The organism is Pseudomonas oryzagri (assembly GCF_020831405.1).
In the GTDB taxonomy this organism is placed as follows: Bacteria; Pseudomonadota; Gammaproteobacteria; order Pseudomonadales; family Pseudomonadaceae; genus Geopseudomonas; species Geopseudomonas oryzagri.
Genome location: NZ_JAJHPU010000041.1, coordinates 20,062 through 39,854 on the forward strand (window position 1 = coordinate 20,062; position 19,793 = coordinate 39,854).

General features: G+C 68.6%; 18 protein-coding genes. 5 read left to right on the plus strand and 13 right to left on the minus strand.

Translation table 11 applies throughout. The features are described 5' to 3' along the window. The first annotated feature begins 31 nt into the window (after positions 1–31). Positions 32–565, plus strand: coding sequence for a hypothetical protein (locus LMJ29_RS14230; RefSeq protein ID WP_229606174.1), 534 nt, complete (start codon positions 32–34; stop codon positions 563–565). Positions 566–622: 57 nt separating this feature from the next. On the opposite strand, the gene tatA is transcribed toward LMJ29_RS14230, so the two are convergent. The 7 genes from tatA to tyrS form a co-directional block, all read right to left on the minus strand. Then, the gene (gene tatA, locus LMJ29_RS21035; protein ID WP_319942227.1) at positions 623–850 is read right to left on the minus strand and encodes a twin-arginine translocase TatA/TatE family subunit; all 228 of its coding nucleotides are present in this window, start codon (positions 848–850) and stop codon (positions 623–625) included. Between the two features lie 53 nt (positions 851–903). After that, positions 904–2,241, minus strand: coding sequence for an alginate export family protein (locus LMJ29_RS14240; RefSeq protein ID WP_377657129.1), 1,338 nt, complete (start codon positions 2,239–2,241; stop codon positions 904–906). 151 nt (positions 2,242–2,392) lie between these two features. Then, a complete protein-coding gene (locus LMJ29_RS14245; RefSeq protein WP_229606175.1) occupies positions 2,393–2,851 on the minus strand; it encodes a Cif family virulence factor in 459 nt (152 codons plus the stop codon). A gap of 4 nt (positions 2,852–2,855) precedes the next feature. Continuing rightward, a complete protein-coding gene (locus tag LMJ29_RS14250) occupies positions 2,856–3,236 on the minus strand; it encodes a c-type cytochrome (protein WP_229606176.1) in 381 nt (126 codons plus the stop codon). Beyond that, on the minus strand, positions 3,233–4,693 hold the full coding sequence (locus tag LMJ29_RS14255; RefSeq protein ID WP_229606177.1) for a flavin monoamine oxidase family protein: 1,461 nt from the start codon (positions 4,691–4,693) through the stop codon (positions 3,233–3,235). The genes LMJ29_RS14250 and LMJ29_RS14255 overlap by 4 nt, the downstream gene beginning before the upstream one ends. A 166-nt stretch (positions 4,694–4,859) precedes the next feature. Next, positions 4,860–5,831 carry a transcriptional regulator FeaR gene (feaR, locus tag LMJ29_RS14260; protein WP_229606178.1) on the minus strand — a complete coding sequence of 324 codons (972 nt, stop codon included), beginning with the start codon at positions 5,829–5,831 and terminating at the stop codon, positions 4,860–4,862. Between the two features lie 287 nt (positions 5,832–6,118). Next, positions 6,119–7,357, minus strand: a complete 1,239-nt coding sequence (gene tyrS, locus LMJ29_RS14265) for a tyrosine--tRNA ligase (RefSeq protein ID WP_229606179.1) — start codon at positions 7,355–7,357, stop codon at positions 6,119–6,121. 550 nt (positions 7,358–7,907) lie between these two features. Between tyrS and hpaC (LMJ29_RS14270) the strand changes: the two genes are divergently transcribed. After that, on the plus strand, positions 7,908–8,417 hold the full coding sequence (hpaC, locus tag LMJ29_RS14270) for a 4-hydroxyphenylacetate 3-monooxygenase, reductase component (RefSeq protein ID WP_229606180.1): 510 nt from the start codon (positions 7,908–7,910) through the stop codon (positions 8,415–8,417). A gap of 336 nt (positions 8,418–8,753) precedes the next feature. Here the strand turns inward: hpaC (LMJ29_RS14270) and LMJ29_RS14275 are convergent, their stop codons facing one another. Together LMJ29_RS14275 and LMJ29_RS14280 are read right to left on the minus strand one after the other, a co-directional pair. After that, entirely contained in the window at positions 8,754–10,277 is a 1,524-nt protein-coding gene (locus LMJ29_RS14275) for a 4-hydroxyphenylacetate 3-hydroxylase N-terminal domain-containing protein (protein ID WP_229606181.1), read from the minus strand. 239 nt (positions 10,278–10,516) lie between these two features. After that, positions 10,517–11,269 (minus strand): helix-turn-helix transcriptional regulator, encoded by a 753-nt coding sequence (locus LMJ29_RS14280; RefSeq protein ID WP_229606182.1) that lies wholly within the window; start codon positions 11,267–11,269, stop codon positions 10,517–10,519. 158 nt (positions 11,270–11,427) lie between these two features. Between LMJ29_RS14280 and hpaA the strand changes: the two genes are divergently transcribed. From hpaA to LMJ29_RS14295, 3 genes are all read left to right on the plus strand, one after another. Then, complete coding sequence (gene hpaA / locus LMJ29_RS14285; protein ID WP_229606183.1) at positions 11,428–12,342, plus strand: 4-hydroxyphenylacetate catabolism regulatory protein HpaA; 915 nt, start codon at positions 11,428–11,430, stop codon at positions 12,340–12,342. Between the two features lie 90 nt (positions 12,343–12,432). Then, a complete protein-coding gene (gene hpaC / locus LMJ29_RS14290; RefSeq protein WP_229606184.1) occupies positions 12,433–12,942 on the plus strand; it encodes a 4-hydroxyphenylacetate 3-monooxygenase, reductase component in 510 nt (169 codons plus the stop codon). Between the two features lie 160 nt (positions 12,943–13,102). Then, entirely contained in the window at positions 13,103–14,362 is a 1,260-nt protein-coding gene (locus LMJ29_RS14295) for an MFS transporter (RefSeq protein WP_229606185.1), read from the plus strand. A gap of 187 nt (positions 14,363–14,549) precedes the next feature. Here the strand turns inward: LMJ29_RS14295 and ntrC are convergent, their stop codons facing one another. The 4 genes from ntrC to glnA form a co-directional block, all read right to left on the minus strand. Then, on the minus strand, positions 14,550–15,980 hold the full coding sequence (gene ntrC / locus LMJ29_RS14300) for a nitrogen regulation protein NR(I) (protein ID WP_229606186.1): 1,431 nt from the start codon (positions 15,978–15,980) through the stop codon (positions 14,550–14,552). Next, positions 15,977–17,062 (minus strand): nitrogen regulation protein NR(II), encoded by a 1,086-nt coding sequence (gene glnL, locus LMJ29_RS14305; protein ID WP_229606187.1) that lies wholly within the window; start codon positions 17,060–17,062, stop codon positions 15,977–15,979. Before glnL ends, ntrC begins: the two co-directional genes overlap by 4 nt. Before the next feature lie 323 nt (positions 17,063–17,385). After that, positions 17,386–17,877, minus strand: coding sequence for a DUF4124 domain-containing protein (locus LMJ29_RS14310; protein WP_229606188.1), 492 nt, complete (start codon positions 17,875–17,877; stop codon positions 17,386–17,388). Positions 17,878–18,059: 182 nt separating this feature from the next. Next, positions 18,060–19,469, minus strand: coding sequence for a type I glutamate--ammonia ligase (gene glnA, locus LMJ29_RS14315; RefSeq protein ID WP_229606189.1), 1,410 nt, complete (start codon positions 19,467–19,469; stop codon positions 18,060–18,062). Positions 19,470–19,793 lie beyond the last annotated feature (324 nt).

A 19,793-nucleotide genomic window follows, 5' to 3' on the forward strand; every position in this document is an offset into this window, starting at 1 on the left:
TTTTTTGCGCGCGCGGCGCGCTGGAGTTGCGATGAAGAGAATCCTCACCCTGTGCGCCCTGCTGGGCCTGGCCGGCGGCGCACTGGCCGCGAAGGGCGGCGACGCGGCGTTCCGCGCCGCGCTGGCCCACGAACTGGACAACCGCGCGCTGGCCGGCCAGGTGGTCGGCGCCCTGGCCGAGCACCACCGCGGCACCCCGCAGGGCCGCTTCTGGGCCGCCTACGTGGCCCTCGAGCGCTACAACGCGCCCCGCTATGCGCCGGTCGCCGCGCGTCATGGTCTCGCCGGCGGCGGCCTGCTGGTCGATCTCAAGGCCTGGGGTTCGATCCTGTTCGCCCGGCTGTTCCCCGAGCGCTTCCTGGCCATGCTGGCCGGCGCCACCGGCAAGTACCTGGCGGACATGCGCGCGGTCGCGGCGCCGGCGGATGGCGGAGACGCCGCCTTCCTCGCCTATATGATCGAGCAGGAAAGCGTGCAGGCCAGCGCGCTGGCGCAGGCCGCCGCGCAGCGCTACGAAGCGGCGGCCGGCGAGCTGGAGGACTTCGTTAGGCGAGGGAGGCAGTGAAGGCGCGGCAATGCCCGCGCCGCCAGGGCGGCGGCGCAGGTCGGGGGAGGGAGGCGATCAGCTGACGGGGTGGCGCACGCCGTTCGGCAGACGGGACGGCGTGTCCTCGCCCGCCACCTCCGCCTGGCTGTCGGCGGCGGCGCCGTCCGCGTCCGCCACCGACTTGCGAAAGCCCTTGACGGCCTCGCCCAGGTCGCTGCCGAGGTGCCTCAAGCGCTTGCCGCCGAACAGCAGGCCGACGACCAGCAGGATCACCAGCCAGTGTTTCCAGTCGAAGATGCCCATTTCCGTCTTCTCCGCAGGTGCTGCCGCCCGCGGCGGGGCGGCGGCAGGTGGCTTCAGAATGTGGTGGCCATGATCAGCTGGGCGTAGACGTTGCTGTCGTCGTTGCCGAGCTGGGTGCCGCCATGGGCAGCGTCCGTCTCCGGCTTGTAGAAGCCGAGCAGCGGCATCACGAACAGGTGCTCGCCGACCGCCCATTCGGCGTACAGGTTCAGCTCGCGGCCGTCCAGGTTCAGGCGGTTGTCGGTCTCCAGGGTGGCGAAGTCGTAGAACAGCGCGCCGACGCTGAGGTTCTCCAGCGGGGCGGCCTTGATGCCGACGTGGTGGACCTGCGTGTTGTTGTTGAACGGCCCGGCGTAGTTGGACGCCACCTCGCCCTGGAACCAGGTGCCCAGCGCGCGGCCGTTGCCGTAGAACAGCGGGTCGTAGCTCGCCGAAAAGCGGCTGTAGCGGTAGTTGACGGTCGGCGACCAGGGCAGCTCGGCGAAGGTCCAGCCGGCCTCCAGATACCAGGCGTTCTCGTCGTCGCCGTTCTTGTCCTGCTGGGCGTATTCGCCGGCGAGGAACAGCTGGTCGACCCCGGCATTGCCCTGGCCGCGCAGGCTGTAGGTCCTGATGCCCTTGCGGCCGACGAAGTCGAACTCCTCGTCGGTATCCAGCACGTCGAGGTAGGTCAGGCCCACGGTGCCCTTGTCGCTCACGTTTTCCAGGGTGGCGACCGCCAGCTCGGCCTTGCCCTGGGCGCGGTTGTCGGATTTGAGCCACATCAGGTCGCCGCGCAGGCCCTGCTCGCCGCCCAGGCGCAGCACGGCGGTGCGGTCGAAGGCCTTGCGCGCGGTCAGGTAGTAGGCGCCGCCGCGATCGAGCACGCCGTCGGCGATTTCGTCGCCGAGGTTCAAGGCATCGCCGGAGACCAGGAAGCCGTCGCCGATCACGATGTTCTGCCGGCCGAAGGACAGGTCGACGCCGTTCTCGCCAAGGGCCGCGAAGCGCTGGCCGGAGCGCCAGCCCAGGTAGGCGTCCTCGATCTTGGTGGTGCGCTCGCTGCCGTTGCTCCAGCCGGCGGCGTCGCCGTCGCCGAAGGTGGCCGAGCTGACCCAGTTGAACTTGCCGTAGAGCTGGTCGCCGGCGGCGGACAGGCCCTGGCTGCCGCTTACCCCGTACTTGAAGTAAGCCTCCTGCCAGTCGGCCGAGCCTTCATCCAGGGTGCCGGACTGCGCGTAGCTCTCGGCGCTGTGGAACAGGCCGAAGGCGGCTTCGAGATCGGCGTTGAGCTGGCTGTCGCCCTGGGCGTACAGCTCGACGGCCCAGCCTGCCGAGCTGCCGCCCAGCAGGCCCAGCAGGGTGGCGGCGCGGATGGCCCGCGCCAAGTGGCCGGTGTGCGGTTTGTGCATGAAAGGCTTCCCCTTGTGTGCGTCCGGTAGCCGGGCGCTTTCTTGTGGTTGGCGGAGCGATTCGCGATTCGCGCGCAGCCGTCGTCGCGCCAGGCCATGGCCTGCCGACGGCGGTCTGCGCGGGAAATGTCGGAGGAGTGGGGCGGCGGGCTTACTGCGGCGGGATTTCGCCCGCGGCGTACATGTCGGCCACCACGCGCCAGCCCTGCGGGGTCTGTTTCCAGACGAACAGGCTCTTCATCTTGAAGGTCTCGCCCTGGTTGGGCACGACCGTCCAGGTCACCCAGCTGTAGGCCGCATCCTTGCCCAGCGCGGTGACGCGGTCGAGGGCGATGTCGGCGCTCTTGCTGTCCTTGACCAGCGTCTCGATCAGCTCGGTGAGTTTTGCCGTCCCGGTGTACAGCGGCGCGCTCTGCTCGCCGGTGATCTCGGTTTCCGGCAGGTAGGTCTCGGCGACGATGCCGGCGGCATCCTTCTGGCCCCACTTGGTTTCCACCACGTCGAGGCGCTCGCGCAGGGCCTGGGTCAGCTCGGCCTGGCTATCGGCCAGCGCCCATTGGCTGCTGACGGCCAGCAGCAGGCCCGCCAGGGCGGCGTTGAACTTGTTCATCGGCTTACTCCTTGGTGCTCAGCGATTGCAGGAAGAGGATCAGCGCCTGGCGGTCTTCGGCCTTCTTCAGGCCGGAGAAGGGCATGGCGGTGCCGGGCCGGTTGGCGGCTGGCGACTCGAGGAAGGCGTCGAGGCGTTCGGGCGTCCAGGTTTCCGGCGAGCCGGCCAGCGCGGCGGAGTAGCCGAAGCCCTCGGCCGAGCCGATCTTGCGGCCGACCACGCCGTGCAGGTTGGGGCCGACCGCGTGACCGGCCGCCGCCTCGCTGTTGTGGCAGATCGCGCACTTGGTCTGGAACAGCGTCTGGCCGCGTTCCAGGCTGGCTTCGGCCTGGGCGTGCGAGGTCGCGGCGCACAGGGCGGCGAAGAGGAGAGCTGCGCGGATCATGCCTTGCCTCCGTTGAGCTGCTTGAACACGTTGTGGGCGGTTTCCACGCCGCTCTGGATCGCGCCGTCGATAAAGCCGCGCCAGCCGTTGGAACTGTCGGCGCTGGCGAAGTGGATCGAGCCCTGCGGGGCGCGCAACGCTTCCAGGCTGTCGCTGAGCATGCCCGGCCGGTACCAGCACCAGGTGCCATTGGAGTAGGGGTCGACCGCCCACTCGTAGCCGAGCACAGCGACCACCTCGGCGCCGGGGATCAGCTGGCGGACCGCCTGCTGGACCTGCTCCTCGTTGTTCTGGTCGAGGCCGCCGGGCGGGCCGAAGCACACCAGCAGGGTGCCGTCGTCGCGCTCCTGCTCGGTCCACATCATGGTGATCGGGTTCGGATAGGGCGCCATGCCGATCCACTTGCCGACCTTCTGCTTGATGTGCACGTAGCACTTGACGCCCTTGCCGGTATGGCCGGCCTCGGCCGCCTTCATCTTTTGCGCCGGCAGACCGGGGGTGAAGGCGATCGACGACAGCACGTTCAGCGGTACGGCGCAGATCACCGCGCCGGCGCTGTAGCTGTCGCCCTTGGCGGTGGTGACCACGTTGCGCCCACCCTGGCTGGCGACCGCCTTGACCGGCGTCGACAGCAGCAGCTGCGCGTCGCCGTCGCCGATGATGGCGTGGGCCAGCGCGCCGGTGCCCTCGGCGATCTTGTAGCGGGCGAGCTTGTCGAACAGCAGGAACATGTCGTAGTCGCCCAGCGACCACCAGCGCAGCATGTCGATGAACGCGCCCTGGCTGGGGTCGTTGTGGCAGTTGATGGTGAAGTTGGCATTGAGCAGGTCGCGCATTTCCGGAGAGATCTTCATCTGCTCCAGACGCTGGATCATCGACAGCTTGTCCCATTCGCGAGCCTTGTCGCGGGCCAGGAAGGGCTCGTAGGGGCGCGGGAAAACCGTGCGGCCGCCCGCCTGGTCGACGTTGCAGTAGTCGGCCATGGCCTTGGCGATCTGCGGCCAGATCTCCATGGACGGCGCGCTTTTCAGCTTGCCCTCGGTGATCCAGGCGGTGGTGTCGGCGGCCGCCCCCGGAGACTCCTTGATGCCCAGGCCGTAGCGGGTCACCTCGTTCCACACGAAGCCCTGGCTCCAGTGGATCCAGGTGCCGCCCAGTTCGACGTGCTTGCCGCCGTACTCGCTGGTGAAGGTGCGCCCGCCGATGCGGTTGCGCGCCTCCAGCACCAGGGTCTTCATGCCGCGCAGGGCACAGTCGCGCGCCGCGGTGAGGCCGGCCATGCCGCCGCCGATGACGATCACGTCGAACTGGTCGCCCGGCTTGGGTGGTTCCTGGCGGCCCTTCTCGACGCGCTCCTGGCCGGCGGCGATCGCATTGGCCGCCAGGGCGCTGGTGGCCATGAGCACGCCGGCGTTCTTGATGAACTGCCGACGGGAGTTGTTGGTTGCGTTGGTCATTGTTGTTCTCCTCGCGACCCGTCAAAACCATGGGTACAGCCGGCCGCGAAAGCGGGCCGCTGGTAGGGAACAAGAATGGAAGAAACGCCAGCGGATGTTTTGCACGATCCGGCCAATTTGCTTGACCGGATCCGCCAGAGCGCCGGCGCGGGCGCGCAATCGCCGATCAGGCGTCGCGATCGTCGGCCAGCTTGCGCTGGCGGTAGAGGCGCGGCGAGACGCCGTACTTCTGCTTGAAGGTGCGCGAGAAGTGGCTCAGGTCGGAGAAGCCGGCGCGGTCGGCGATCAGCGCGATCGGCCGGTCGTCGCGGCTTTCCGCCAGGCTGATGGCGCAGCGCTCCAGGCGGCGGTCGAGGATATGGCGGCTGAGGCTCAGTCCGGCCTGGGCGAACAGGCGGTACAGGGTGCGTTCGGACACGCAGAGCTCGCGGGCCACCGCGGCCGCCGAGATGGGCCCCTGAGCGAGGCTGGCGTCGATGAAGACCAGCGCCTTGCGTAGCAGATGGTGGTTCTGCTGCGGGGCGTCGCCCAGCTCGCTGACGCAGGCGACCGGCTTGAGCAGGGCGGCGAGCGCCTCGAGAAAGGCCTGCTGCTCCTCGCGCTCGGGGTCCTCGAGGGACAGGGCGGAGGCGGCCAGCAGGCTGATCATCCGGCTGACCTTGAGGTCGCCGGGAATGCGCTGGCCGCTCCTGACCGGCTTGTGGCGGAACACGTCGTCGAGCAGATGGCGCGGCAGGATGATCGACAGCTGCTGGGAGAGGTCCTGGTAGTAGAAGTCGCTGGGCTGGCTGACGTCCAGGAGGATCATGTCGCCGACGCCGAGGTCGGCATCCTCGCCGTTCTGGCACATCCGCGCGCGGCCCCGCTGCTGCATGACCAGGTAGAAGAAGTCCTGGTCGTCGCGGCTGACGTCCTTGCGCTGGCGGTAGATGTGCTCGCAATTGGTGGTGATGTAGGAGGTGGAGCGCGCGCCGGGAGCGGTGACCGGCAGCACCTTGCCGACGAACGAGTAGCGGTCGAAGGCGCGCGACCGCACCGGGTGGAAGGCGCCGCACGAGGTGGTCAGGGCATCGGCCCAGGCGTCGAAGTCGTCGGGTTTGGCGTGATGGGGGCCGGCAGCAAGCTCTTGTGTGTGCATTGTGTTGCTCCGAGGAAGGTGAAAAACGGGAACTCCATACCCCGGATTCCTTGGCTCAGGCCGACATCCGTGCTGTGCGGAAAGACGTTTTTTTCAAGGTAGCACCCTCCAAGCGGGGAACTCCATAGCCTCGTTCAGGCCGTCGCGGCATGGCGTGCGCGCGCCGAGGTGAGCGTCTGGCGTCGATGGCGGACTGCCGGGCGAGCGCATCTTTCCGCCCGCCGCGCGCGGTACGACAACCCTGCGCGGCGAGCGCTGCGCAGGGTGTCACACGGGGACTGGCCTGCTCAGTCGCCCACGGCGATGCGCACGTGCTGCTTGCGTCCGGCCGACAGCCGCCATTCGGTGCCATCGCCGGCCAGCAGCTGGTCGGCGTCGCTCACCGCCGCGCCGTCCAGACGCAGGCCGCCGTCGGCGGCCAGGCGCCGCGCGGCGATGCGCGATGCGGCCGGGCCGGCCTGCACCGCCAGCTCGGCGAGGCTGACCCCGGCGGCCAGGCGCTCGGCGGTCAGCGACAGGGTCGGCAGTCCCTCGGCGGCGCTGGCGCCGTCGAACACCCCGCGCGCGGCGTCGGCCGCCGCTGCGGCGGCTTGCGCGCCGTGGGCCAGGCGGGTGGCCTCGTTGGCCAGCACGATCTTCGCCTCGTTCAGTTCGGCGCCCTGCAGCGCGCCGAGGCGGCGCACCTCGGCCATCGGCAGTTCGCTGAACAGGGCGAGGAAGCGGCCGACGTCGCGGTCGTCGCAGTTGCGCCAGAACTGCCAGAAGTCGAACGGCGCCAGGCGCTCGGCATTCAGCCACACCGCCCCTTGGGCCGACTTGCCCATCTTGCGGCCGTCGCTGGTGGTCAACAGCGGCATGGTCAGGCCGTACAGCTGCGGGCCGTCCTGGCGGCGCGACAGCTCGACGCCGTTGATGATGTTGGCCCACTGGTCGGCGCCGCCGATCTGCAGGGTGCAGCCGTGGCGGCGCGCCAGCTCGGTGAAGTCGTAGGCCTGCAGCAGGGTGTAGCCGAACTCCTGGAACGACAGCGAGTGCTCGAGGCGGCTGCGCACCGCGTCGAAGGTCAGCAGGCGGTTGACGCTGAAGTGGCGGCCGACGCGGTTGAGAAATTCCAGGTAGCCGAGGCCGTCCAGCCAGTCGGCGTTGTCGACTACCGTGGCGTCCTGCGCACCGTCGCCCAGACGCAGGTAACGGGTGAAGGCGCTCGCGATCCCGCGCATGTTGGCGGCGATGGTCGCCTCGTCCAGCATCGGCCGGCTGCTGTCGCGAAAGCTCGGGTCGCCGATCCGCGTGGTGGCGCCGCCGATCAAGAGCAGCGGCTTGTGCCCGGCCTGCTGCAGCCAGCGCATCAGCATCAGGCCCTGCAGGTGGCCGACGTGCAGGCTGTCGGCGGTGGCGTCGAAGCCCAGGTAGGCGGTCAGCGGGCCGCGCGCCAGGGCGGCGCGCAGGCCGTCGGCGTCGGTGCTCTGGTGGACGAAGCCGCGCTCTTCGAGCAGGGCGAGCAGGTCGGTGTCGATCGTGGGCATTGCAGTCTCCTTGGGGGGAATGGCGAAACGCCTGAGGAGACTGTGGGGAAAACAATCCGGTCCGCCTCAGGCGGATCGGGTCGCGTGCACGCGCCTACCGCCTCGGTGAGGTGCGGTAATAGGCGTAATAGCGGGCGCGGGAATTGGTTAACAAGTTCATGTTTTCCACTCTAGCACGCCGCCGGCGGGGCAAGGCAAGCCCTTCGATGCCGGGAACGGCAACTGCAGGTCGCAGGCAGACAAGTCCGGCAAAAATCCAGCGCCTAGCATCGGAGTCATCGGTGGTCGGCAGGCGCTGCCGGGCAGGCGGCGGAACAGGCGGCTCGCCGGCGGGAGGGGGCGGATACCGGTCGCCGGGGATGGGCGAAGGCGTTTTGCGAAAAGTGCAAGGCAAAGTGCGGAAAAGGCATTCTGCAAATTTGTTGTGATGTTCATGATTCGTCCATCGGCATGCACCGCCACGGCGGCGAGCATGCAGGCGACAGCATCCGCAGTGATGCCGCAGGCCGCCGGTAGCGGGCCTTCACCCCTTGCGTCAGGAGTACCGATCATGTCCCAGCAGCAGCTCGATCCGAATCAGCTCGCCTTCCGCAACGCCATGGCGCACATGAGCGCGGCGGTGAACATCGTCAGCAGCGACGGCGAGGCCGGCCGCTGCGGCATCACCGCCACCGCGGTGTGTTCGGTGACCGACACGCCGCCGACCGTGATGGTCTGCGTCAACCGCAACAGCGCGATGAACGCGGTGTTCAAGGCCAACGGCCGGCTGTGCGTCAACGTGCTGTCCGGCGCCCAGGAAGAGGCCGCCAAGCACTTCGCCGGGATGACCGGGGTGGCCATGGAGGAGCGCTTCGCCCTCGACCCGTGGACCACCGGCAGCCAGGGTCTGCCGGTGCTGGAAGGCGCGCTGGCCAACCTGCAGGGGCGCATCGTCGAGGCCCAGGAAATCGGCACCCACTCGGTGCTGCTGGTCGAACTGGACGACATCCACGTGCGCCCCGAGGGCGACAGCCTGGTGTACTTCAGCCGCGCGTTCCGCCGCGTCGAACGCGCCGCCTGAGCCGCGCGCCGCGTGCGGCGCAGCTACAGGATCAATAGAAAGGCCGCTGGTGACAGCGGCCTTTTTGCGTTCCAGCGCGACGATACTCGTTTCTGCAGGCCCGGAAGGTCTGGGCGATCCGGCCGGTTGCCCGGCACGCCGGTACACGACCCGCCGGGCGCGGCGATTATTCTGCACGGGTCTGGTCCTGCGCGCTCGGGCGATGTTGCTCAGCTTCCGCAAGCGGAGTGAAAAGTGCCACCGCGCGGCGACCCGCCCCGCTGCACGAGCAATTTCGCTTGGCTCGAAACGCAAGAAGCCGGCCCAGGGGCCGGCTTCTTGTAGAACGGAGTGAGGTTACTTCAGCCCGGGAATCTTCCAGCCGTCGACGTCGTACTCGCTCATGCACTTCTGCGACAGCGCGCGCATCTTCTGCATCTCGCCGCTGGCGCGGGCGGCGCCCAGGCACTGGATGCGGATGGCGTCGGCGGTGCCGGCGTAGTTCAGCTCGTAGAGGTGGTGGCGGCCGCCGAATTCGGTACCGATGGCGTCCCACATCAGTTTCATGATCTTGATCCGCTCGGTGTGCGGGATGTCGCCGGAGCCGCGGCAGTAGCGGGCCAGGGCGGCGTCGAGCTCGGGGTTCTGCAGGTCGACGTTGCTGCCCGGCAGGTAGATCAGGCCGCTGGCCGCGGTGGTCTTCACGATGTGGAAGATCTTGTCGTAGGCCATCGGCGCGAAGGTGCGGTAGTTGAACGCCGATTCGGTCGGCGGCAGGTAGGCGCCGTTCTTCCACTCCTCGGCGGCCAGGCACATGTGGTCGGTGATCGACCAGAACAGGTTGCGCCAGGCGACTACCTCGCCCAGTTCGGCGCTCACGCTGCGAAAATCGATGGCGCCGGTGCACTCCAGCACCTGCTCGAGCAGGCCGGCGAGGAAGTCCAGCTTGACCGCGAAGCGGGTGCAGGCCTGCAGCGGATACAGGCGGCCGAAGCCGGCGGCGAAGCCCCACTGCACCAGCGTCTGCTTGTCCTTGTAGATCAGCACGTCTTCCCAGGGGATGAACACGTTTTCCAGGATCAGAATCGCGTCGTTCTCGTCGAAGCGCGAGGACAGCGGGTAGTCGAACGGCGAGGCGGTGTCGGTGGCGTTCTTCTCGTAGGACACGCGGGAGATCAGCTTGACCCCCTTGGCGTTCATCGGCGTGATGAACAGCAGCGCGAAGTCCGGGTCGTCGCCGATTTCCTGGGCGGCGGTCTGGCCGATGAAGTTGTAGTGGGTCAGCGCCGAGTTGGTGGCCACCACCTTGGCGCCGTTGACGTAGATGCCCTCGGCGGTCTCGTGGGTGACGTGGACGTAGACGTCCTTGAGCGAGTCGCTGGACTTGTTGCGGTCGATCGGCGGGTTGACGATGGCGTGGTTGAGGTACAGGCAGTTTTCCTGGATGCGCTTGTACCAGGTCTTCGCGTTACCTTCGAAGCGGCCGTAGAACTCCGGGTTGGCGCCCAGGGTGTCGCCGAAGGCGGCCTTGTAGTCGGCGGTGCGGCCCATCCAGCCGTAGCTCATGCGCGCCCACTCGGCGATGGCGTCGCGCTGTTCGAGCATTTCTTCGCGCGAGCGTGCGTAGCGGAAGAACTTGTGGGTGTAGCCGCCGTTGCCGGTGTCGGTCGCCCAGCACAGCTTGTCCTTGGTTTCCGGGGCGTGCAGGGCGTCGTAGAGAGAGGCCACGGTCTGCGCCGAGTTGCGGAACGCCGGGTGGGTGGTGACGTCCGCGACGCGCTCGCCGGCGTAGTAGACCTCGCGACCGTCGCGCAGGCTGGCGAGGAACTCCTCGCCGGTGAACGGGCGACCGGTTTGCTGGATGTGGCTTTCGGGTTTCATGGGCAGGCTCTCTCGATTCTTGTAGTGGGGACCACTGCTGAGGAGCTCAGGTTAAGCGACCCGGCCGGCGGGCCTTGTCACCCGAAAATGGGGACAGCGAGTGGCCTGTGCGGTTGGTTGACTCTAGTTCGGATGACCATGGTTCCGAGACCAGGCGCCGCGACGAGTCATGGCCGGGTTATGGCGCGGCGACGCCGTAGGGCGCCATGGGTGCCGAAATCGACCGACCGATCAGGGCGCTACTGGCACAGGGCGAACAGCTGGGCGCGGCTCGAGATGCCGAGCTTCTCGTAGGCGCGCTTGCGGTAGGTGACCACGCTGTTCAGCGCCACGCCCAGTTCGTCGGCGATCAGCTCGTTCTTCTTGCCCTGCAGCACCGCCTGGCAGACCTGCTGCTCGCGCTGCGAGAGGAAGGCCAGCGGCCCTTGGGCGAGCATCTTCCTGTTCAGCAGGTAGTGCTTGACCAGCAGACTGCTCAGCAGTCGAGCGACGCCGGCCTCGTCCTCCGCCTGGCGCAGCACCTCGGCGAAGTGGCCGCTGCGCCGGTACAGGTTGAGGTAGTAGTTGCCCGATTCGTGGCCGCGGATGATCGACAGCTTGTCCTTGAAGCCCGGCTCGTCGAAGAAGCGCCGGCGATAGGCGGGGCGCATTTCCGGGCTGAGGTGGTCGAGGTGCAGCACGTGCAGCTGCCCCGGCGCGCAGGTCTTGAGCAGGGCGAAGTTGGGGTCCTGCATGTAGCGGCGTTCGCTGATGTAGGACTCGGCCAGGGCGCGGGCCGACTCGTCCTGGGCGAAGTCCTTGTAGAGCAGGGTGGTGACGCGCTTGTCCTCGGCGCAGAAGAACAGCATGCACTGCTCGGCGCCGAGCGCGGCGTGGACCCAGGCTAGGAAACGGTCGAGAAACGGCTCCTCGCCGAGGCTGTCCACCAGCTCCAGCAGGGCGGGGGAGGGCAGCCAGCCGCTGGCGGGCTGGCCGGTCGGGGATGCGCTCATGTCGTGCGTTCTCGTGCGCCGGCGGCGTTGTCGGGGTGGGCCAGTGTAATCGCCGTCCGGGGCCGGACGTCCAGCCGGAGTGCGGCAGCGGCCAGGCTCTTTTCGTTTGCCACGGGCGCGGGCAGTCTGAAAAAAAGCCCGCCAGCCAGGAGCCGCGCTTGAGCGTCACCCCCCTCGCCGCGATTCCGCTGCTCGACCTTGGCCAGAGTTTCGACCAGCACCAGCAGGACGCCGACGTCCAGTACGCGGCGCACAGCCGGCTGTCTGCGGTTTTCGGCCGCAGCGTGGCGGTGCATCGTCACGACCGCCTCTACCAGCTGCACTACCTGCACAGCGGCGCGGCGCACGTCTACCTCGACGACCGCCAGTACCGGGTGCGGGGGCCGCTGCTGATCTTCACGCCGCCGGGCGTTCCGCACGCCTTCGTCACCGACGCCGACTGCGAGGGCCACGTGCTGACCGTGCGCCAGCAGCTGGTCTGGCGGCTGTTCGAGGCGGGGATGCCCGCCGCCTGCCTGGACCCGCGCCTCGCGCGGCCGCTGTGCGTCGAACTGGGCGACCTCGAAGGCGAATTGGCCGAGGAGGCGGCCAGCCTCGAACTGCTGCTGGGTCTGCTGCGCCGCGAGGCCGGGCAGGCGCGCGGCGGCCGCGAGCTGAACCTGCAGGCGCTGGTGCGGCTGATCTTCGCCTGCGTGCTGCGCCTGGCCGAGCAGGCCTGTGCGGACTGGCCGGTGCCGCGCGACGAACTGCTGGTGTTCCACCGCTTCACCGCGCTGATCGAGGCCCGCTACCGCGAGCACTGGTCGCTGGCGCAGTACGCCGCGGCGCTGGGCGTCGCCGAGGCGCGCCTCAACCGCATCTGCCGGCACCTGGCGGCGATGTCCTCGAAGCGGCTGATCTTCGAGCGCCTGTTGCAGGAGGCCAAGCGCCTGCTGCTGCACACCGGGCTGGGCATCGGCGAGATCGCCTATGGCCTGGGCTTCAAGGATCCCGGCTACTTCACGCGCTTCTTCACCCGCCAGCTGGGCGTCACGCCGAGCGACTACCGGGCCCGCGGCAGCCGCACCGGCTGAGGGCGCTGGCGAACTCTTCGCGGACCGGGGCTTGCCTTGCGCGCGCCTCGCCGGCAGTCTGCCCGCCACTGTCTTGCCCCGGAATTCGTCATGTCCCAGCTCGATCCCAAGCAACAAGCCTTCCGCGACGCCATGGCGCACATGAGCGCCGCGGTCAGCGTGGTCACCAGCGCCGGCGCCGCCGGGCGCTGCGGCATCACCGCCACCGCGGTGTGCTCGGTGACCGACAGCCCGCCGACCCTGCTGGTCTGCATCAACCGGGGCAGCGCCCTGAACGCGGTGTTCAAGGCCAACGGCCAGCTGTGCGTCAACCTGCTGTCCGCCGCCCAGGAGGAGACCGCCCGCCATTTCGCCGGCATGACCGGCGTGGCGATGGACGAGCGCTTCGCCCGCGATGCCTGGCGCGCGGCCCCGGGCGGCCTGCCGCTGCTCGATGGCGCGCTGGCCAACCTGCAGGGGCGCATCGTCGAGGTGCAGGAGGTCGGCAGCCACTCGGTGCTGCTGGTCGAGCTGGACGACATCCGCGTGCGCGAGGAGGGCGACAGCCTGGTGTACTTCAGCCGCGCGTTCCGCGTGGTCAGCCGCGAAGGGGTGGCCTGACGCTGGCGCGCGCGGCGGGCTGGCCAAGTTCTCGCGGCAAAGTTAATATGTTAATTATGTGCTGCCGCCCCGGCGCTCCCGAGCGTCCCGCGCCTTGCCGGGCGGCAGCGTTTTCTTCGCCGATGCTGCCAGAGGTGGTTTTGCCGCCGCAGGAGGCGCCGTGACTCCATCCACCGTTCGTCCGTGGCCGGCTCCCGTCAGGGCGCTGCAGCACGCCAACTTCCGCCTGTACTTCGCCGGCCAGGGGGTGTCGATCCTCGGCAGCTGGATCCAGCAGGTCGCGCTGTCCTGGCTGATCTATCGCCTCACCGGTTCGGTGGCGCTGCTCGGCGTGACCACCTTCGTCGCGCTGCTGCCACAATTGTTGATCGGCCCGCTGGCCGGCGCCTGGACCGACCGCCACGACAAGCGCCGCCTGCTGATCCTGGTGCAGGGGCTGCTCGCCGGGCAGGCCCTGCTGCTTGCCGTGCTCACCGCGCTGGAGTGGATCGGCCCGACCCTGATCGTCGCCATGTCGCTGCTGCTCGGCGTGCTCAACGCCTTCGACACGCCGCTGCGCCAGTCGCTGATCGGCAGCTTCGTCGGTCACCGCGACGACCTGCCCAACGCCCTGGCGCTCAACGCCATGCTGTTCAACATCGGCCGCTTCATCGGCCCGCCCTTGGCCGGCCTGTTGCTGGCGTTGACCGGCGAGGCGCTGTGCTTCGCCCTCAACGGCCTGTCGTTCCTGGCCCTGCTGCTGGGCGTGCTGCTGATCCGCATCGACACGCCGCCGCGCGCCAAGGGCTCGACCGGCGCGGTGTTCCGCGAGGGCCTGGCCTACGTGTGGGGCAACCAGCCGATCCGCCTGCTGATCCTCAGCCTGGCGATGGTCAACCTCACCGCCTCCAGCTACGCGGTGCTGCTGCCGGTGTTCGCCAAGGACGTGTTCGGCGGCGATGCGCAGACCCTCGGCTGGCTGTGGGGCGCCGCCGGCTGCGGGGCCTTCCTGTCCACCCTGTTCCTGGCCACCCGCCAGGCCCTGCCGGGGCTGGTGGGCGTCGTGCTGCTCGGCGCGGTGCTCGGCGGCGCGGCGCTGCTGGCCTTCGCCGCCAGCCAGGCGCTGCCGCTGGCGCTGCTCGCCATGGCGGTGCTCGGCTTCGCCATCTCGGTGGGCAACGTCGGCATCAACATGCTGCTGCAGAGCCTGGCACCGGAGCAGTTGCGCGGCCGGGTGGTGTCGTTCTTCACCTCGACGCGCTTCGGCTTCGACGCCATCGGCGGCCTGCTCGCCGGCCTGTTGGCCGCGCGCATCGGCGCCCCGCTGACCCTGGCGCTGGAGGGCGGCGTGCTGCTGGCGTTCTGTATCTGGTTGCTGGGGCGGCGGCGCGTGCTGCGCCGGCAGGTGCATGCCGATCTGCAGGAGCAGGCCGGCCTTTGAGAGGGCTGTCCGGCAGGGCGCTGGCGATTGCGGCCAGCGCTGCGCGGACGGCAAGAGATTGCTACGACTCGGGGGTGCGACCCGAACGGTGTGGATCTCGGGTCGGTTGCCCCGCCTGAACATCCCGCCACTACTCGCCCCGGCATGTGCGTGCATGCCGGGGCTTTTTTTGCCCGCGCGGCGGCTCTTAGACGCCCTCGTCGTCGTCGCCGCCTTCCACCGCCATGTTCAGTTCCTTGATCTTGCGGGTCAGGGTGTTGCGGCCCCAGCCGAGCAGCTGGGCGGCGTCGCGGCGGCGGCCGGCGGTGTGCTTGAGGGCGCTCTCGATCATCACCCGCTCGAAGGCCGGCAAGGCGCTGCCGAGCAGGTCGGTCTGGCCGCGGGTCAGCGACTGCTCGGCCCACAGGCGCAGCGACTGCTCCCAGCTGCCGCCGGCCTGCACTTCCTGCGGCTGCAGCAGCAGCTCCGGCGGCAGGTCGTCGATGTGCACCTCGCGCCCGGAGGCCATCACGGTGATCCACCGGCAGGTGTTCTCCAGCTGGCGCACGTTGCCCGGCCAGGGCAGGTTCTGCAGGTATTCCTCGGTCTGCGGCTTGAGCACCTTGGGCTCGACCGCCAGTTCCTGGGCGGCGCGGCCGAGGAAGTGGCGGGCCAGCGCCGGGATGTCCTCGCGGCGGTCGGCCAGGCGCGGGATGTGGATGCGGATGACGTTGAGGCGGTGGAACAGGTCCTCGCGGAACTTGCCGGCGCGCACCAGGTTCTCGAGGTTCTGGTGGGTGGCGGCGATGATCCGCACGTTGACCTTGACCGGCGTGTGGCCGCCGACCCGGTAGAACTCGCCGTCGGCCAGCACGCGCAGCAGGCGGGTCTGGGTGTCGGCCGGCATGTCGCCGATCTCGTCGAGGAACAGGGTGCCGCCGTCGGCCTGCTCGAAGCGGCCGCGACGCTGCGCGGCGGCGCCGGTGAAGGCGCCCTTCTCGTGGCCAAACAGCTCGGACTCCATCAGGTCCTTGGGGATCGCCGCCATGTTCAGCGCGATGAACGGCGCGTTGGCGCGCGGGCTGTGGCGGTGCAGGGCGTGGGCGACCAGCTCCTTGCCGGTGCCCGACTCGCCGTTGATCAGCACGGTGATGTTGGAGTGCGACAGGCGGCCGATGGCGCGGAACACCTCCTGCATCGCCGCCGCCTCGCCGATGATCTCCGGCGTGCTGGCCATCTCCTCGGGGGTGGCCAGCGCCAGCTGCTCGCGGGCGTGCAGGGTGGCGCGCTTGACCAGCGACACCGCCTCGTCGACGTCGAACGGCTTGGGCAGGTACTCGAAGGCGCCGCCCTGGTAGGCCGCCACCGCGCTCTCCAGGTCGGAGTGGGCGGTCATCACGATCACCGGCAGGCGCGGATACAGCTCGCGGATCTGCGCGAGCAGATCGAGGCCGCTGGTGCCCGGCATGCGGATGTCGGAGAGGATCACGCTCGGCTGCTCGAGGCTCAGGCGGTTGAGCACGCTGTCGGCGGTGTCGAAGCTCTGGGTGGGCAGTCCGGCCTGCTGCAGGGCCTTCTCCAGGACCCAGCGGATCGAGCGGTCATCATCGACGATCCAGACGGTATCCGGTCGGTTCATGGGGTCGGTGCTCCTTGTTCAAGCGGCAGAAACAGCGAGAAGACCGTGCGGCCAGGCTGGCTCTCGCATTCGATCAGTCCCTGATGCTGGTTGAGGATGTTCTGGGCGATCGCCAGGCCCAGGCCGGTGCCGTCGGCGCGGCCGCTGACCATGGGGTAGAACAGGGTGTCCTGCAGCGCCGGGTCGATGCCCGGGCCGTTGTCGATCACCTCGATGCGGCACACCAGGCGGTGGCGCTGGTGGCCGATGGTGAACTGGCGCAGGGTGCGGGTACGCAGCAGGATGCGCCCCGACGGGTGCGGCGCCTTCTGGCCGAAGATCGCCTGCATGGCGTTGCGCACCACGTTGAGCAGCGCCTGGATCAGCTGCTCGCGGTCGGCCAGCAGCTCGGGAATGCTGGGGTCGTAGTCGCGCTCCAGCAGCAGCCGGCCCTGGCTCTCCGCCGACACCAGGCTGCACACGCGTTCGAGCACCTCGTGGATGTTGGTCGGCGTCAGCTGCGGCAGCTTGTTGGAGCCGAGCATGCGGTCGACCAGATTACGCAGGCGGTCAGCCTCCTCGATGATCACGTTGGTGTAATCCTTGAGGCTTTCCTCGGGCAGCTCGCGGGCCAGCAGTTGCGCCGCGCCGCGGATGCCGCCCAGCGGATTCTTGATCTCGTGGGCCAGGCCGCGCACCAGCAGGCGGGTGGTCTCCTGCTTGGCCAGCTGCGCCTCCTCCTTGGTGATCCGCAGCAGGCGGTCGCGCGGGAGCAGTTCGAGCACCAGCAGCGCGCCGCGCAGCCCGCTGATCGGCGTGGCAGCGTAGTCGACGGTCAACTGCTGGCCGCTGGACGACGTCAGCTGCGCCTCGCGCTTGGTGAACGGTTGGCCGCTGGCCACCGCCTGGCGCAGGGCGGCCAGGCCGTCCGGGCTCTCGCTGCACAGTTCGCTGATGAACTGGCCGTGGCTGCGCTGGCCGCTGACGCCCAGCAGCATCTCCGCCGCCGGGTTCATGTACTCCAGGCGCAGCTCCGCATTCAGCAGGATGACTGCGGTGGTGAGGTTGTCGAGCAGCAGGCGCTGCAGTGAGTCGTAGGCCATGGCAAGCATGTGCTCCTGTAGGTGCACCGGCACTGCAAAAAATGCGCCATTGGCTGCGAAGCGGAGCGGAGCGCGGCCCTGCCGCTTTTTTGTGCATGCCCCGGCGTGGCGCGGCCGCCGGCGCGGGCCGCGGCGGACAAGGCTCCGGGCGCCGTCGGTCGGGTCTCCGGGGAGCGGGGCGGGCGCGCCTGCTGGGGCAGCGGCGCCTTGCGGCGGCGCCGCCAGGACAATTCAGTATAGGTTGTGGGGCATTTGTGTGCACCAATCTGGTGCTGAGTGCCCACTTGCGGCGCAGGCTGCGTTCGTTCCTGGTGCAGGGCGGCTCAGGGTGCCGGCGCCTCCTCCAGGCGCAGCGGCTGGCTGGGCGTGCGCTCAACGATGCGTCCGGCGCCGTCGACGATCTCGGCGGCCAGCTGGTGGTCGCCGTGGGCCAGACCGTCGAGGGCGAACACCGGGCTGCGGCTCGGCTCGCCGAGCGGCTGGCCGTCCAGCAGCAGGCGGTAGTGGTGGTCGCCCTGCAGGCCCGGTTCGCTTTCCAGACTGACCAGCAGGCCGCCGCTGGCGCTGCGGATCACCGCGGCCGGCTCCGGCAGGCCGATGCGCAGCAGCAGATAGGCGGGCAGCGGCGCTTCGGGGGCCACCGGCGGCGGCGCGGGAGCGTCGGCCGGCGGTGCCAGTTCCAGGCGCTCGGCATTGGCGCGGCGCGGCTGGTCGGTGAACACCCGGTTGCCCTCGGCATCCAGGTAGGTGTAGACGCCGGCATGGGCGGACAGGCTGGCGAGCAGCAGTGCGCAGGCGACGCAGGTCAGGCGCATGGGAGTCCTTGCGGTGGGATGGCGGGGTCAGCCTTGCATCCTTGCCGCGAGCTGGCAAGGGCGGCGGCGACGGGCTGTGCGGCGAAGCGCAAAGGCGGGATTTTCGCGGGCCCACAAAACGGAAAGGCCTCCCGAAGGAGGCCTCTCTGGCAGTCAGTGCCGGTGCGAAACCGGCGGCTGGCTTAGCAGCTGTAGTACAGGTCGTACTCCAGCGGGTGCACGAAGGTGCGCACCTTGATTTCCTCGGCGGCCTTCAGCTCGATGTAGGAGTCCAGGAAGTCCTTGGTGAACACGCCGCCCTTGAGCAGGAACTCGTGGTCGGCTTCCAGGGCTTCCAGGGCTTCCTTCAGGCTGCCGCAAACCTGCGGGATGTTGGCAGCTTCTTCCGGCGGCAGGTCGTACAGGTTCTTGTCGGCGGCATCGCCCGGGTGGATCTTGTTCTGGATGCCGTCCAGACCGGCCATCAGCAGAGCGGCGAAGGCCAGGTACGGGTTGGCCGACGGATCCGGGAAGCGCGCCTCGATACGACGGCCGCGAGCGCTGGCGACGTACGGGATACGGATGGAAGCGGAGCGGTTGCGAGCCGAGTAGGCCAGCATCACCGGAGCTTCGAAGCCCGGAACCAGACGCTTGTAGGAGTTGGTGGCCGGGTTGGTCAGGGCGTTCAGCGCCTTGCCGTGCTTGATGATGCCGCCGATGAAGTACAGGGCGGTATCGGACAGGCCGGCATAGCCTTCGCCGGCGAAGGTGTTCTTGCCGTCTTTGGCGATGGACATGTGCACGTGCATGCCCGAGCCGTTGTCGCCGTACAGCGGCTTCGGCATGAAGGTCACGGTCTTGCCGTAGGCTTCGGCGACGTTGTGCACGCAGTACTTCAGGGTCTGCACTTCGTCGGCCTTGGCGACGAGGGTGTTGAAGCGCACACCGATCTCGTTCTGGCCGGCGGTGGCCACTTCGTGGTGGTGAACTTCGACGACCTGGCCCATTTCTTCCAGGGCGTTGCACATGGCGGTACGGATTTCGTGGTCCGGATCGCTCGGCGGGGTCGGCAGGTAGCCGCCCTTGACGGAGATGCGGTGACCGTTGTTGCCCTGGCCGCCGTTGTTGTCGGCGTCGCTGTTCCAGGCAGCCTGCTCGGAGAAGATCTTGAACATCGAGCCGGACATGTCCGACTTGAACTTCACGGAATCGAAGATGAAGAACTCCGGCTCCGGACCTGCGAACACGGTGTCACCGATACCGGTGGTCTTCAGGTATTCCTCGGCGCGCTTGGCGATGGCGCGCGGGTCGCGCTCGTAGCCTTGGCCGGTGGACGGCTCGATCACGTCGCAGACCAGGATCAGGGTCGGCTCTTCGGTGAACGGATCCATCACGGCGGTGCCGTCGTCCGGCAGCAGGATCATGTCGGAAGCTTCGATGCCCTTCCAACCTTCGATGGAGGAGCCGTCGAACATCTTGCCATGCTCGAAGAAATCGTCGTCGGCGTCACGAGCCGGCATGGTGATGTGGTGCTGACGGCCCTTCGGATCGGTGAAACGGAGATCGATCCACTTGGCTTCGTGTTCTTTGATCAGTTGCAGCGCCTTCGACATGCTGTCCTCCAGGGTGTGCAGGCGGGGGAAGGTGGTGTCCGGGATGTTTGGTCCGAACCCGAAATCCGCCGGAAAAATTTGCCCGTTTGCATAGGCAAGTAGCGTGCCAGTGCCCGCTAATGGGCGCGAGCCCCCGAAGCATGGGGCTTTTCGGGGCAGCACTCACGTGGTTCACCAATATTGTGCACCAAGCGGGTGCTTTCAAGTGATGTGAGGCTCTATTTTGGTGCGCTGACGCCGTTGCGCGGATTTCTGCTCAAGGCTTGAGCGATTCCGCTATAATCTGCGCCCATTTTTCCGCCCGGCCGCCGCACCCGTCGCCCA